General features: G+C 53.4%; 14 protein-coding genes and 1 riboswitch. Of the genes, 13 read left to right on the top strand and 1 reads right to left on the bottom strand.

The window, feature by feature from the left end; translation table 11 throughout:
- The first annotated feature begins 267 nt into the window (after positions 1 to 267).
- From HMPREF9412_RS14425 to HMPREF9412_RS14380, 11 genes are all read left to right on the top strand, one after another.
- Complete coding sequence (locus tag HMPREF9412_RS14425) at positions 268 to 1,038, top strand: ABC transporter ATP-binding protein (protein WP_009592294.1); 771 nt, start codon at positions 268 to 270, stop codon at positions 1,036 to 1,038.
- Positions 1,013 to 2,941, top strand: coding sequence for an FtsX-like permease family protein (locus tag HMPREF9412_RS14420; RefSeq protein WP_009592296.1), 1,929 nt, complete (start codon positions 1,013 to 1,015; stop codon positions 2,939 to 2,941). Before HMPREF9412_RS14425 ends, HMPREF9412_RS14420 begins: the two co-directional genes overlap by 26 nt.
- Before the next feature lie 87 nt (positions 2,942 to 3,028).
- The gene (locus HMPREF9412_RS14415; protein ID WP_009592298.1) at positions 3,029 to 3,850 is read left to right on the top strand and encodes an MBL fold metallo-hydrolase; all 822 of its coding nucleotides are present in this window, start codon (positions 3,029 to 3,031) and stop codon (positions 3,848 to 3,850) included.
- 256 nt (positions 3,851 to 4,106) lie between these two features.
- Complete coding sequence (locus HMPREF9412_RS14410) at positions 4,107 to 4,763, top strand: sigma-70 family RNA polymerase sigma factor (protein ID WP_009592283.1); 657 nt, start codon at positions 4,107 to 4,109, stop codon at positions 4,761 to 4,763.
- A complete protein-coding gene (locus HMPREF9412_RS14405; RefSeq protein WP_139083969.1) occupies positions 4,763 to 5,215 on the top strand; it encodes a GNAT family N-acetyltransferase in 453 nt (150 codons plus the stop codon). The genes HMPREF9412_RS14410 and HMPREF9412_RS14405 overlap by 1 nt, the downstream gene beginning before the upstream one ends.
- 361 nt (positions 5,216 to 5,576) lie before the next feature.
- Positions 5,577 to 6,743, top strand: coding sequence for a bis-aminopropyl spermidine synthase family protein (locus HMPREF9412_RS14400; RefSeq protein WP_009592332.1), 1,167 nt, complete (start codon positions 5,577 to 5,579; stop codon positions 6,741 to 6,743).
- Between the two features lie 62 nt (positions 6,744 to 6,805).
- Positions 6,806 to 8,944, top strand: a complete 2,139-nt coding sequence (locus HMPREF9412_RS14395) for a DNA topoisomerase III (protein ID WP_009592313.1) — start codon at positions 6,806 to 6,808, stop codon at positions 8,942 to 8,944.
- A 107-nt stretch (positions 8,945 to 9,051) separates the two neighbouring features.
- A complete protein-coding gene (locus HMPREF9412_RS32925; protein WP_006208278.1) occupies positions 9,052 to 9,189 on the top strand; it encodes a hypothetical protein in 138 nt (45 codons plus the stop codon).
- A 239-nt stretch (positions 9,190 to 9,428) separates the two neighbouring features.
- Positions 9,429 to 9,692: a DUF1294 domain-containing protein gene (locus HMPREF9412_RS14390; RefSeq protein WP_009592299.1), complete on the top strand. Its 264-nt coding sequence runs from the start codon at positions 9,429 to 9,431 to the stop codon at positions 9,690 to 9,692.
- A 123-nt stretch (positions 9,693 to 9,815) separates the two neighbouring features.
- Entirely contained in the window at positions 9,816 to 10,250 is a 435-nt protein-coding gene (locus HMPREF9412_RS14385) for a universal stress protein (protein WP_009592288.1), read from the top strand.
- 75 nt (positions 10,251 to 10,325) lie between these two features.
- On the top strand, positions 10,326 to 10,604 hold the full coding sequence (locus tag HMPREF9412_RS14380) for a hypothetical protein (protein ID WP_009592289.1): 279 nt from the start codon (positions 10,326 to 10,328) through the stop codon (positions 10,602 to 10,604).
- A gap of 32 nt (positions 10,605 to 10,636) precedes the next feature.
- On the opposite strand, the gene HMPREF9412_RS14375 is transcribed toward HMPREF9412_RS14380, so the two are convergent.
- On the bottom strand, positions 10,637 to 11,248 hold the full coding sequence (locus HMPREF9412_RS14375; RefSeq protein ID WP_009592305.1) for a histidine phosphatase family protein: 612 nt from the start codon (positions 11,246 to 11,248) through the stop codon (positions 10,637 to 10,639).
- 580 nt (positions 11,249 to 11,828) lie between these two features.
- Positions 11,829 to 11,930, top strand: a riboswitch (purine riboswitch).
- Between the two features lie 192 nt (positions 11,931 to 12,122).
- On the opposite strand from HMPREF9412_RS14375, the gene purE reads away from it, so the two are divergent.
- Both purE and purK read left to right on the top strand, forming a co-directional pair.
- A complete protein-coding gene (gene purE, locus HMPREF9412_RS14370; protein ID WP_009592351.1) occupies positions 12,123 to 12,608 on the top strand; it encodes a 5-(carboxyamino)imidazole ribonucleotide mutase in 486 nt (161 codons plus the stop codon).
- Positions 12,605 to 13,792: a 5-(carboxyamino)imidazole ribonucleotide synthase gene (gene purK / locus HMPREF9412_RS14365; protein ID WP_009592318.1), complete on the top strand. Its 1,188-nt coding sequence runs from the start codon at positions 12,605 to 12,607 to the stop codon at positions 13,790 to 13,792. The genes purE and purK overlap by 4 nt, the downstream gene beginning before the upstream one ends.
- Positions 13,793 to 13,795: the final 3 nt, after the last annotated feature.

The following is a 13,795-nucleotide window of genomic DNA, read 5'->3' as shown; positions in this document are numbered from 1 at the left end:
AACGTTACGTACTCGAAGCGGCCTCTAGAATCGTACAGTGACATACTCGGAGCACCTTTATAATCGCAACAATAACGTACTCGGAACGCCTCTGGAATCGCAACCATTACGTACTCGAAGCGGCCTTAGAATCGCAAACGTGATGCACTCAGATGAATCTTACACCGATGTAAGGTTGGCGAAAGAGTGATCGATAGGAGATGGCCTGCCGGATGCTATACACTAACCTTACAGGAACGAAATAACGAAAGTGAGGTTTACAACAAGATGGAAATATTAAACGTGCGCAATCTGGGCAAAGTCTATAAGGCCGCGGTGTCCCACGAGGCGCTTTCCAATATCAATCTGAGCATCAGCCAAGGGGAATTCGTCGGCATCATGGGCCCCTCCGGCAGCGGAAAAACGACGCTGCTCAACATGATCTCCACCATCGACCGACCTACGTCCGGGGAGATCACCATCGGCGGGGAGGATCCGTTCCGTTTATCCCAGGATAAACTCGCCATGTTCCGCCGCCGTGAGCTTGGTTTTGTCTTTCAGTCCTTCAATCTGCTGAATACGCTGACGGTGAAAGAGAACATCCTGCTGCCCCTGGCGCTGGACGGCGTGGATCTGGATGAGATGAACCGCCGGGTCGGCATTTTGGCCGATAAACTGGGCATCACATCGATACTGGATAAGCGGACTTATGAAATATCGGGGGGACAGGCGCAGCGGACGGCGATAGCACGGGCCATGATCCACGTACCGAAGCTGGTTCTGGCCGATGAGCCGACAGGCAACCTGGACTCCAAGTCTGCCCGCGACGTCATGGAAATGATGGACCGGAGAAACAAGGAAGACCAAGTGACGATGCTGCTGGTCACCCATGACCCGGTGGCAGCAAGCTATTGCAATCGGGTGGTGTTTATCAAGGACGGACAGTTGTACAACGAAATCACGTACGGCGAGAGCCAGTCGGCCTTCTACCAAAAAATCATCAACGTGTTATCGCTGCTGGGAGGTTCGGGACATGAATTTTCGCCAGTTCGCCATTAACAACGTCCTGCGCAGCAAGCGCACGTATATTGCCCATTTCCTGAGCAGTGCCTTCTCCGTCATGATTTTCTTTACTTACGGGCTGCTGTCGTTTCACCCGCAGCTGAAGGACGGCCTGGTCTCCTCCAGCGGTACCATGTCCATGCTGGGCACGATGGGCATGACGGTATCCCAGTACATCGTGTTCGTGTTTTCATTCTTCTTCCTGCTGTATTCGGTGGGGGCCTTCATCAAGGTCCGGAAAAAGGAGTTCGGCATTCTGTTGATTCTCGGCATGTCCCGCAAGCAATTGAACCGGATGCTGTTTATCGAAAATATATTGATTGGCGTTGCGGCGATCGTTGCCGGGATTGGGACGGGCATGCTGTTCTCCAAGCTGATTCTGTTAATCAGCGCCAAGCTGCTGGCTGTGGATACCGGACTTCCGTTTTATTTTCCGCTCCAATCGCTGATCATCACGGCAGCGGCTTATGCCGTTTTGTTCCTGCTGATTGCGCTGTTCTCCTCGTTCATGCTGCGGAAAGGTACGCTGCTTGCGCTCGTGAAAGCAGAGGAAAGCCCCAAGCCGCAGCCGAAAGCATCGCCTTGGCTGGCGGTTCTGGCTGTGCTGTTGATTGGTGCCGGATACGGCATGGTTATGGTTTTTGCGATTCTCCAAATCTTTAATTTTATTCTACTGCTTGGAGGCGTTGTTCTTGTTGTCATCGGCACGTATTTTCTCTTCACCCAGTTCAGTGTGTTCTTCATGCGGTACCTGCAGAAGAAAGAGCGATTTTTCTTCCGTCGAACCAATCTGCTGACGATATCGGAGCTGCTGTACAGAATCAAGGACAATGCGGTGATGTTCTTCCTCGTATCGGTCATCTCGGCATCCGCCTTTACCGGGATCGGTACCACGCTCGCGATCGGGGATCCGGGACTGTCGGCCATGGAGAACCCTTATGCCTTTACGTATTCCATGTATGAAGAGGATGCGGACAGAGGGAATCGACATCTGGATATCATCAGGGAGGAGCTCAGAAAGAGCGGATTCGATTACAAGGAAGCGGAGGTTACCCCGATTTTCTCGGATAACGGGGTGAAGCTGATTAAGCTGAGCGAATATAACAGTCTCATTCAGTCGCTGGGTTACCCGGCAGAAACATTGAGCGATCTTGAAGGGATCTTGACTCCGGGAACGGTAACGGAGAAGAACAGCTACCGAATTGATGGTCCCTTGAATGATCAGTTCGAAGTATTAATCGGCAAGAAATCGGAAACCGTAAAAGTGCTCAAAGCTGAAACGTTCATTGCTGTACCGGCAACCTACGGCGAGACGCTGGTCGTATCCGACCGTTTGTACGAGGATGCGTTCCAGGCACAACAGGATCAGGAGTACGGTTATGCGGCATACCATACGTATTACGTACAGGATTGGAAGAATACAGGGGATGTGTCTAGAGCGATTTTGGATCGTCTCAAGGAGAATGAAGACTACAGCTATTATCTAAAATCATTGTATTTGGATTGGAAAAGCGCCCAGCAGCAGAACGGGATCCTGCTTATGGTGAGCGGCTTGGTCGGCATCGTGTTTTTCACCTTCGCGGCAAGCTTTGTTTATTTCCGGCTATACGCGGATCTTGCCCGGGATGAACAGCAGTATCGCATGATAGCCAAGGTCGGTCTCAGCAAAAAAGAGCTTGGCACCATCATTACCAAGCAGCTTGTCATTATGTTCTTTTTGCCGATGTTAATCGCACTCATCCATAGCGGCGTTGCCTTCGTTGCGCTGCAGCAGCTGGTAGACTTCTCGATCGTAGGGCACAGTTTGAAGATCTTCATCTTCTTCCTGAGCATCCAGATCATGTATTTCTTTATTACTCGCTGGCGTTATCTGGAGCGTCTCAACAAAATCATTCAGTAAAAACCGCCATTTCTTCGTTGAAAAGGGCCAAAACGGGTATGTTATTACAAGAAGCACTTCACAACGAGAAATGGGGGCGATTCCATAATGAATGATCACAGCATGTTAAAGACGGGTGCCGTAGAGACCGAAGAGGTTACGACCGATATTCTTTCCTTGCGTACCGTCATGGTGAACGTCCAAATGATCGGTACGCCGGGAACCGGTGACTGGGTGCTGATTGATACGGGACTCGGAAATTTCGAAGGCTCCATTGCCGAAGAAGCTGAGAGGCGATTCGGCAAGCCGCCGGCGGCCATCGTGCTGACGCATGGCCATTTCGACCATGTGGGCAATGTGAAGGAATTGGCCGATCGCTGGAACGCTCCCGTCTACGCTCACCCGAGCGAACTGCCGTTTCTTACGGGAACAGAAGACTATCCACCGGGAGATCCGAGCGTAGGCCGAGGATTGATGGCCCGCGTAGCTCCCATGTATCCGAACAAAGCCATCGATCTGGGATCGAGGATACGACCGCTGCCGGAGGACGGAAGCGTCCCCGGTCTTCCCGAATTCAAATGGCTGCCGACGCCGGGTCATAGCCCTGGACATATCTCCCTGTTCCGTGAACGGGACCGGGTTCTCATAGCGGGAGACGCGGTCATTACGGTGAAGCAGGAGTCGGCGCTTGCCGTCATCGGACAGGAGAAGGAGCTGCACGGTCCGCCGATGTATTTTACCCCGGATTGGGATCTGGCGCGTGAATCAGTTTACCGCCTGGCAAGCCTGAATCCCGGAATTCTGGTCACGGGGCACGGCGTCTCCATGCGCGGTGAAGGGCTAACGGCTTCGCTTGCGCGGTTGGCCCGGGACTTTGATCGTTTGGCCGTTCCCGAGCAAGGGCGGTATGTGGATAAGGATGGAAAGTGAATCGAGGTCAACATGAATTTTCATGGCATGAACGATTTATAGGCTAAACGAGACACCGCGAGGTTGACGACCTTGCGGTGTCTTTTCATATGTTGAAGATTTAATGTGGAAAGGATGAACGGAACTGTGCGAAAATGAAAGGGATCGCAGCACCGGCTTTTTTCAAAAAAAATAATAAACTGCGTGAACCTGGGCGCGCTCTTGAGCATCTAACTTATGTAAGGCCGAGGAAGCGCCGCAAAGGAGGTCCCATAACGTGAACAATAACAAGAAATCCGATATAGAGCGCGATGTTCGGCTTGCCCAGCAGGGGAACCCGGAAGCCTTCAGCAGGCTGATCCTTGCCAACGAGCGTAATTTGTACGGTTTGGCCCGTCTGTATCTGAAGCGGGAAGAGGATTGCGCGGATGCCGTACAGGAAACGATCGTAAAATCCTTCGCCGCTATGCCGGCCTTGAAAGAGCCAGCTTATTTCAAAACATGGCTGAGCCGCATTCTCATTCATGAATGCCTGCAATTGCTGCGTTCCCAGCAGCGGCAGCGCACCGTTGCGCATGTCGATGAGGTCGCCGATGCAATGCCGTATGAAGCGATCGAGCTTAAGGAAGCCGTAGCTCATCTGGAAGACGATTTACGCAGGGTCATTCAGCTTCACTATTACAGGGACATGCCGATCAGGACGATCGCCGAAATCGCCGGAATACCGGAAGGAACGGTGAAATCCCGGCTGCACCGGGCGCGCGCCATTTTGGCGGAAAGACTGGAATCCTCCACGGAAAGGAACGTGAGCCATGACCCGATAGTATGTAAGGAGCCGAGTCTGAATGACTTTGCTCCGATACGTATGGCGATTTCAGCGGGAAGGCTTGCCGACTTCAACATGAGGCAAGGATTATGGGGGGCAGCCGCTTAATGGAAACGATTCAGCATGTCAGATGGATGGACGAATCCGATCTTGAGCCATGCTCGGAGCTGATGCTCAAGGTCTTTAACGGCGAACCCTGGTTCGACCAGTGGGACTCCGTGTCGCATGTGCAGCAATACCTCAAGGAATTTATGGACAATCCGGTGTTCCTGGGTTTTGTTATCGAACAGGAGGGCAGCATCCTGGGAGCCTCCTTTGGACATACAAAGAGCTGGTACAGCGGCAAGGAGTACCATATCCAGGAATATTTCATCGATACCGGTTTGCAGCGCAGCGGTCTAGGCTCGGCGCTCATGAATGGAATGAAGGCATACTTACATTCAATGAACATTCATTGCATGGTACTGCTGACGGGAAAGGGGCTTCCGGCCGAAGATTTTTATCGGAAGCATGGTTTTGAAGTGAAGCAGGACATTATTTTTATGTCCAACAGGTTTTAAGCGGTTTGATTTCGATTGAAATAGGGGAGTTGTCTTGATGTCGGTGCGTGTTCTTAACTAACCAAATTTTATAGGACTCTGGCAAGCGCTTTGCGAAAAACCTTACTTATGCGAGGTTTATTCGCGATGGCGCGAAGACTGGAGTCCACCTGGTTAAGAACACAACAGCCATCCATTATCATAATGACTGTACATAGCCGTACCCTGGGTACGGCTTCCCGCTGAAGGGGCAGAAGGTGGACGATGGTTCATGGACTTCTGTCCCTTTTTCATGTCGGTTTTTCAGCAGCACGCAGGGGGTCGTGTGTGTTCTTTTCCAGGGGAAATGCAACCCATACTCAGGAAGAGAGCGTGATTTCACATGATCCATTATATAGAAGAAGTAAAAAAGAAGGTTTCCCTTCAGGAAGGTACCCAGGTGATCGAACAGCTGCTGGCAGCAAGCTATATGCGTCCGGGCATATCCACCAAAGAGCTGGCACGTCATACCTGTCTGCCGCTTCCGGTCGCTGCCGCGATCAAGAAGGAGCTCATCAAAGCCGGAGCGCTCGTTCAAGAGCGGGGAGTGCGCTGCACCTCTGCCGGAAAGCTCTATGTCGAACAAAAGCTGGGATACGGAGGCATCGATATCGATCTGTATCAAACGCTTCTGGCCGGCGAAGCCGATTGGCGGACGGAGCTCTCCGATGTGCTGGCGAGGCTCACGGAGATTCTGGACCAGCGCCCGCAGGTCGATGTCCAAATCGACCAATCCCAATGCACGGTCGAGACGAGTCTCCGGAGGGCGATTCTGTGCCTGAGGGAGCACAGCCTGATCGGGAAAAACATCCTGTGCGTGGGCGACGACGATCTCGTGAGCATTTCGCTTGGCCTGCTGCTGAAACGGCTCTTCCCGAACGTGAAGGAGCAGAGAGCGGGCCTTACCGTGATGGATATCGATGAACGCTTCCTGCGGTTTATCGGTGACATGGCTGCAAGGGAAGATGTATCGGTTACATGCAGGCATGCCGACCTCAGACGCCCTCTGCCCCAGGAATGGACAGGGCAATACGATTGCTTTTTCACGGATCCGCCGTATACGCTTCAAGGCTTGACCTTGTTCTTGTCCCGTGGCCTTAGCGCGCTGAAGCCCGAGAAGGGCTGCCCCATCTTTCTCTCCTTTGCACATAAATCACCCGACTTCACATGGTCCATGCAGCGCGAATTCGTCCGCATGGGGTTGTCGGTCAGACAGGTGCAACTTCATTTCAATCAATATATCGGAGCGCAGATGATCGGCAATAGCGGCCAAATGATCGTGCTGACAACGACGGAATATACGGAGCCGCCGATGAAGGGCTCTTTTGAGGATGAGCTTTATACAGGCGAGGTTCGGCGGACGGTCCGAACCTACCGATGCACCCAATGCCAGAGCGAGCTGCAGGTGGGCGTGCAGGGCGATTTTGCCACGATCGAGGATTTGAAGAAGCAGGGCTGTCCGGCATGTGCCCATCATGCGTTCACCCGGCTGGCGAAGAAAATGATCTGATTCGTTTTTGTGGAAACAATCGCTGGGAGGTTATAATAGGGGAACAGAGGAAGGGGAGGGCTATGAAAGTATTAGTATTGGCTGAGAAGCCGTCCGTTGCGAAGGAAATTGCGAGAGTGATGGGCAGCCGCGAGAAACAGAAGAATTATTTTGAAGGACCGAAATATATTGTGACCTGGGCGCTTGGACATTTGGTGGGTCTTGCCGAACCCGAGGACTATGATAAGAAGTACCAGACCTGGGCGCTGGAGGATCTGCCGATCCTGCCGGACAACACGAGGCTTAAGGTGCTGAAGGAAACAAGCCACCAGTTCAAGACGGTGCAGCATCTGATGAAGCGTTCGGATGTCGGCGAGATGATTATTGCCACCGATGCCGCCCGCGAAGGGGAACTGCTTGCGCGCTGGATCCTGAAAATGGCGAAGTGGAACAAGCCGTTCAAACGGTTATGGATTTCTTCCCAGACGGATAAGGCAATCAAGGAAGGTTTCGCTTCCCTCAAGCCGGGGCAGCAGTTCGACCGGCTGTACGAGTCTGCGCGCTGCCGGGCGGAAGCGGATTGGATGGTTGGACTGAACGTGACGCGCGCGCTGACGACCAAATTCAATGCGCAGCTGTCCGCAGGCCGGGTCCAGACGCCGACGCTCGGGATGATCATGGACCGCGAGAAGGAGATCGTGAATTTCCGCTCTCAGGAATACGAGACGCTGCAGGCCGATCTCGGAAGCTTTGAGGTTTCGTGGCGTCCGGCCGGCGGGGACGGCCGTTTATTCGAGAAGGACAAGGCCGCCAAGCTGAAGCAGAAGCTGGAGGGCAGCACCGGAAAAATCGTGAGCGTGAAAAAGAGCGAGAAAACCGAACCGCATCCGCTGGCATACGATTTGACCGAGCTGCAGCGGGATGCCAACCGCCGATTCGGGTTCTCGGCCAAGCAGACCTCGAATGTGCTGCAGCGCCTGTATGAGCAGCATAAGCTGGTCACCTATCCGCGCACGGACAGCCGTTACCTGACGTCCGATATGGTCGGGACGTTGAAGGAAAGGCTGTCGAGCATTGCGATCGGACCGTATGCGTCCATTGCGCGCCCGCTGCTGCGCAAAAATTTGTCGCCAGGCAAACGGGTCGTGGACGACAGCAAGGTTACGGATCACCATGCCATCATTCCTACCGAACAGACCGTGCTGCTGAATCAGCTGTCGGTTGATGAACGCAAGCTGTACGATCTCATCGTGCGCCGGTTCATCAGCTTATTCTATCCGCCTGCCCGTTACGATAACGTAGCGGTAACCGTGCAGATTGAAGGCGAGCAGCTCTATGCGAAAGGGACCACGATCAAGGAAAGCGGATGGCGCGAGGTGTACGGCGGCGACTATGAGGATGACACGGATGACGAGAGCGACGAGGGTCAGGGCCCATCTTCTTCGGGCAAGCTCCTGCCGGAGCTGAAAGAAGGAGAATCGGTGAAGGTGGTCCGCTGCGTGCTGAAGCCGGGACGGACTCAGCCGCCGAAGCGTTATAACGAGGCGGCGCTGCTCTCCCAGATGGAGAAGCACGGCCTCGGAACCCCGGCAACCCGCGCCGACATCATCGAGAAGCTGGTCAGCTCCGACACGATCGAACGGCAGGGGCAAACCCTCCATCCGACGGGCAAAGGCAAGCAGCTGATCGAGCTGGTCGCTCCGGAGCTGCGGACGCCGGAGCTTACGGCGCGGTGGGAAGCCGAGCTCGAGCGGATCGCGAAGGGGCAGGGCAAGCCGGAACCGTTCCTGCTTGGCATACGGGATATGACCAAGAAGCTGGTCACGGACGTGAAGGGAAGCGAAGCGGAATACAAGCCTCATAACGTTTCTAACAGCCACTGTCCGGATTGCGGCACAAGGCTGCTCGAGAAGAAGACCAAGCGCGGCAAGCTGCTTGTCTGCCCGAGTGACGATTGCGGGTATAAGCGCTCAGGCGAGAAACGCCTGTCCAACCGCCGCTGTCCGCAGTGCCATAAGAAGATGGAGATGAAGGAAGGCAAGGCGGGGCTGTTCGTGCAGTGCCTTGGCTGCGGCATTACGGAAACGCTGAAGAAGGACGCCAAGCACGTGAACAAACGCGAGGAGCGGAAGCTCGTGCAGCAGTACAGCAAGCAGGAGTCGATCGGTTCCAACCTGGGCGACCTGTTGAAGGCAGCGCTCGAGCAGAAGGGGAAGGAATAGTCTCTTGAGCGTTAATCTCATAGGGCTAAGGTGAATTGCGTTTTTCTTGCCGTTGTGAGCATAACCTCGGGTGCAATGGCCCATTCTACGGACAGGGGGTGATTTGCATGCCGAACCATAAAGCGAGAAAGACCGAAAACCAGCAGAACAAATCAAGCATTCTGGAGGAGAGCAAAACCCTCAAGCCGAAAAAGGCTGCAGACTATGTTCCGAGCCTGAACGAAATACCCAAGAACGAATCTTGATGGCTCGTGGCGGTTAAGAAATGTTTGGGTTGTCATTATGCGGGGCACGGGCCGGTCGAATCTTACGACGCCGGCCGGTGTCCTCGTAATGGCATCAAGGACAGCGCTTGGCGTCATGCCCCCTAGGGCATGGCCGGGCATTGTCTTCATCAGCCTGCGGTTTTATAATAGCGGTAGAACTTATAGCTAATGGCTGATTGGCAAGATCGATCAGTTGAAATGGGGGTGCGTGAACCAACGTGAGACCTGCACTGATCGTTTGGTTTATTTTTATCAATGCGGTAGCCTATCTGGTCATGTCCGAGGATAAGCGGCGTGCCCGGCTGGGACGGGATCGCGTTCCGGAGAGGACGCTTTTTCTGTTGGCCGCCATAGGCGGGGCTTTGGGCGTATGGATCGCGATGTACCGCAAGCGTCATAAGACAAGGCATTTATCATTTAAAGCCGGAGTACCGCTGCTGCTAGTCGTAAACGTTGCATTGTATACGTATTTCTGGGGTTAGCTTGTTTGCCATGATTTACATAGGGATGTCGCCGACAGTTAGTCGGCAAGCTCGTTTCATACCGGTATGAAGCTGTTTAATAATAAGTAGTAGGTCTTTTAACAACAGAAAGAGGTGGCCTGTATGCTTTTTACTAAAATTCTTCTAGCTTACGACGGCTCCAAAGCAGCGAATAAAGCGCTCGGACGTGCGGTGAAACTTGCCAAGGTAACGCCGGGAGCAACGCTGGATGTCATTCATGCTTACGATTTTCCTCGTTTCTTCGTTGGGGAAGGGCTTGCCCCGATTCCAGCTTCACTCAATAAAGATGTTTACGATCTAGCTGTCCAGACGACGGAGGAAATCCGCGAGCGGATCGAGAATTCGGGCGTTAACGGTCAAGTGGAGATGATCCAGGGTCCTCCGGCCGAAGTCATCCTGGAGTATGCGGATCAGAACGGCAGTGACCTGATTGTCATCGGCAGCCGCGGCCTTGGCGGCATCCGCGAGTTCGTGCTGGGCAGTGTCAGCCATAACGTGGTGCAGCATGCAACGATTCCGGTACTTGTCGTAAAATAATGTGGAAGGGACGCGAAGGCGTCCCTTTTTGATAGGAACATTTCGTTCGTGATTATTTGGTCAGAGGAGGCTCCTATGGAAATTATACTTCTTATCATCTTGGTCGTTCTGGTCGGTCTTGTGGCTTCCAGCCGAATGACGGCCATAGAGAAGCGAATGAAACGGCAGCAGGCCACATTGAACCAAATCGCAAGCCATTTAGGAATACCCGAGCCGCCGGTGCCTGCGGAAGTCAAACGGCTGCTGCAGGATGGGCAGGATATTAAAGCGATTAAAACCGTAAGAGAAGAATTGGGATTGTCTTTGGTTGAAGCCAAACAATATGTAGATGCCATCAAGCATGGGGAGCGGTAAAACAGGCATGACGGAAAATGCCCGATGCTCGATTACAAATGAGGTGCTGCATTCTCCATGGTAAGCTCCCAGCGCCCGCCCCGGAAATCGATCCTGTGCAGCCCGGTGTTCGCCGCCGGGAAGAACGGATTCTTATTGGTCCATGCCATATCCTTGATTAGATGATAAATGATGTTGATCACTCCCCCGTGTGTGACAACCAGTACGTTCTCATGATGATCCGCCGATTCCTGATCCTGGCATAGTTTGGTGAAGGTATCTTTGATCCGCTGGAAATTTTCCTGCGGGCTTTCACCTCCAGGGTATCTCTCGTCCATCCGTAAGCTGGAAAAATAGAGCCCGGGAAATTTCTCTTCCGCTAATGCGTGGGGCATTCCGGCGAGCAGACCGTTATTGGTCTCCCGCCAATCCTCGGAGCCGCTCAAGGGCAGGCTAAGTTTATCAGCAATGATTGCGGCTGTCTGACAAGCCCTTTGCAGATCGCTGCAAATGATGCGCTGAATATTAAAATCATGCTTGTGTTCATCCAAGTACTGCCCCAGCTTCTCCGCTTGCCTGATCCCTTCATCGATGAGCCCGCGCTGGCTCCATCCTCCGCGATACCCTTCTTCGTCCTGACCGTGCCTTACAAAATAGATAGCCATGGGTTCCTCCTTAGAAATAGATTCCGCTTTTGCGAGATTCAAATATAAATTTCCGATTAGATATTTTGTCGTATTTCATATTCACGTCGGATGATAAGATTTCGACACTCGCCCCCATCTTCCTTGTGCAAGTAGCTACAATTAAAGAGTCAGAACACGGTCTTATTTTATTCTGCGATAATACTTTTCCATTACCCTCTATGCAGCAGCAAAAAAGGTTCTCGCTCCAGCGGAGCAGACGAATCGTGGATGGAGAAGCGCTAGCGTTCGCCTTTAAACACGGGAAACATCCATTATAGTCCTATCCAGTTTCCCGTGTTTAACAGCGATCGGAATCACGATGCGTCAGCGCAGCGCCGACTATGCTCCACATGAACAGCTCATGCCCTTTAATGTTCAGTAGTTGTCTACGTTTTTTAATGCCGCAGTCTCCTGGAAGTTTTTGCTGCAGCATTGCTCACTTGCCAGATACGAACATTATTTTTTCTATAAATCCGATTGTTCGTGTTTAGGTTGACATTAGGTGTCAGAAATTGATAAACTGAGGATGTTGAGGTTCAAAATAACTTATGAAGCATGATTGATGAAATTTAATATGTCTCGTATAAAGCCGGGGATATGGCCCGGAAGTCTCTACCCGAAAACCGTAAATTTTCGGACTACGAGGGAATACAAACGGTGCGGCAACGACGGGGCTTGGCTTCATGTTTGCTTCTTAGGCGGCGGATGCGCAAGGCTCTTCTGCTTGACGCAGGCGGCAGCGTTCGTAATCCTTGTATGTCCGAGACCTGCACAGAACTTTGTGTTTACGGGATCGGACTTTTTTTTCAGCAGTCATATGAATGTCGAATTTCGCAGAAAGCGGGGGTAACTCATGACAGCACAAGTAGGAGTCATTATGGGAAGCCAATCAGATTGGGATACGATGTCCCATGCATGCCAGGTGCTAGACGAGCTTGAAATTCCTTATGAGAAAAAAGTCGTATCCGCTCACCGGACGCCGGACCTGATGTTCCGTTATGCCGAGGAGGCGGAGGGCCGGGGGCTTCGCGTCATCATCGCCGGAGCCGGCGGAGCCGCTCACCTACCCGGGATGGTCGCTTCGAAGACGGTACTGCCGGTCATCGGCGTTCCGGTTAAATCCAAAGCGCTGAAGGGTCTGGATTCATTGTTGTCGATCGTGCAGATGCCAGGCGGCATTCCGGTAGCAACCGTAGCGATCGGCAAAGCGGGAGCCACGAACGCGGGGTTGCTCGCAGCGCAAATTCTCGGCACCTCGGATGCAGGAATTCGCGAAAGAGTGCAGGCGCGCCGTGACCGGATCCGGGACGAAGTGCTGGAAAGCAGCGATAACCTATGATGGAGAACGGAGCACAGCAGATGCGAGCATCCGGCAGAAAGCTTTTGCCGGGTTCGGTCATTGGCGTACTCGGCGGCGGGCAGCTCGGACGAATGATCGCGCTGGACGGAATCCGGATGGGATATTCGTTCGTCACCCTTGATCCGACGCCGAACTCTCCGCTCGGCCAGATGGCCGAGCAGGTTACGGCCCGTTACGACGACGTCGAGGCTGCCCGGCAGCTCGCGGCGAAAGCCGATGTCATTACCTACGAATTCGAAAATGTCGATGCGGGCGTGGCCCGGCTTCTGGAGGAGCAGTCTTATGTTCCTCAGGGAAGCAAGCTGCTGTACACTACGCAGCACCGCTTGCGCGAGAAGGCCGCGATCGAAGCGGCCGGTGTGCCGGTTGCACCGTATCGTGAAATAACAAGCTTGGAAGATTTGTTGTCCGCCGCCTCCGAACTTGGACTTCCGTGCGTGCTAAAGACCGCCACGGGAGGTTATGATGGTAAAGGGCAAGCGGTTCTCCGCAGCGAAGATGAACTCGAATCGGCTTACAAGGAGCTGGCTGCCAGCGGGACTGAGCTGGTATTGGAGAAGTTCGTCAAGTTCGCATGCGAGATCTCCGTCATTGCGGCGCGTACGCCCAGCGGCATCGTGAAGAGCTTCCCGCCGGCGGAGAACGTGCACGTCAACAATATTTTGCATTTGTCGATTGTGCCCGCGCGCGTGCCGAGCGAAGTCAAGCGCAAAGCATGCCAACTCGCGGAACGCGTGGCAGAAGGCTTGGGAGCTGTTGGCCTGCTGGCCGTCGAGATGTTTGTGACCGAGGAGGGGGAGCTGTTCGTGAATGAGCTTGCGCCTCGTCCGCATAACTCGGGGCACTACACGATGGAGGCATGCTCCACCTCTCAATTCGAGCAGCATGTGAGAGCGATTTGCGATCTGCCGCTCGGGGACACGACGCTGCTGAGCCCGGTCGTCATGGTGAACCTCCTGGGGCAGCATCTGGAGGAAGCGGTACGGCGTTTTGGAGAGCACGACGCGCTTGCAGAGTCTCTCGGCGTTGTGCCTAAGCTTCATCTTTACGGCAAGAGCGAGGCGAAGGCTAACCGCAAAATGGGACATATCAACCTCTTGTGCGGGGACGTCGATGACGCGCTCGAATGGGTAGAGAAAACTAATATTTGGAGGCAGGATTAAACG

The organism is Paenibacillus sp. HGF5, assembly GCF_000204455.1.
Taxonomy (GTDB): Bacteria; Bacillota; Bacilli; order Paenibacillales; family Paenibacillaceae; genus Paenibacillus_AQ; species Paenibacillus_AQ lautus_A.
This window is presented reverse-complemented; position numbering and strand designations above follow the sequence as displayed.

Coding starts and splice junctions, on each gene's coding strand:
- HMPREF9412_RS14425 (WP_009592294.1), top strand. CDS start 268: ATGGAAATATTAAACGTGCGCAATCTGGGCAAAGTCTATAAGGCCGCG.
- HMPREF9412_RS14420 (WP_009592296.1), top strand. CDS start 1,013: ATGAATTTTCGCCAGTTCGCCATTAACAACGTCCTGCGCAGCAAGCGC.
- HMPREF9412_RS14395 (WP_009592313.1), top strand. CDS start 6,806: ATGAAAGTATTAGTATTGGCTGAGAAGCCGTCCGTTGCGAAGGAAATT.
- purE (WP_009592351.1), top strand. CDS start 12,123: ATGACAGCACAAGTAGGAGTCATTATGGGAAGCCAATCAGATTGGGAT.
- purK (WP_009592318.1), top strand. CDS start 12,605: ATGATGGAGAACGGAGCACAGCAGATGCGAGCATCCGGCAGAAAGCTT.
- HMPREF9412_RS14375 (WP_009592305.1), bottom strand. CDS start 11,248: ATGGCTATCTATTTTGTAAGGCACGGTCAGGACGAAGAAGGGTATCGC.
- HMPREF9412_RS14385 (WP_009592288.1), top strand. CDS start 9,816: ATGCTTTTTACTAAAATTCTTCTAGCTTACGACGGCTCCAAAGCAGCG.
- HMPREF9412_RS14415 (WP_009592298.1), top strand. CDS start 3,029: ATGAATGATCACAGCATGTTAAAGACGGGTGCCGTAGAGACCGAAGAG.
- HMPREF9412_RS32925 (WP_006208278.1), top strand. CDS start 9,052: ATGCCGAACCATAAAGCGAGAAAGACCGAAAACCAGCAGAACAAATCA.
- HMPREF9412_RS14380 (WP_009592289.1), top strand. CDS start 10,326: ATGGAAATTATACTTCTTATCATCTTGGTCGTTCTGGTCGGTCTTGTG.
- HMPREF9412_RS14400 (WP_009592332.1), top strand. CDS start 5,577: ATGATCCATTATATAGAAGAAGTAAAAAAGAAGGTTTCCCTTCAGGAA.
- HMPREF9412_RS14405 (WP_139083969.1), top strand. CDS start 4,763: ATGGAAACGATTCAGCATGTCAGATGGATGGACGAATCCGATCTTGAG.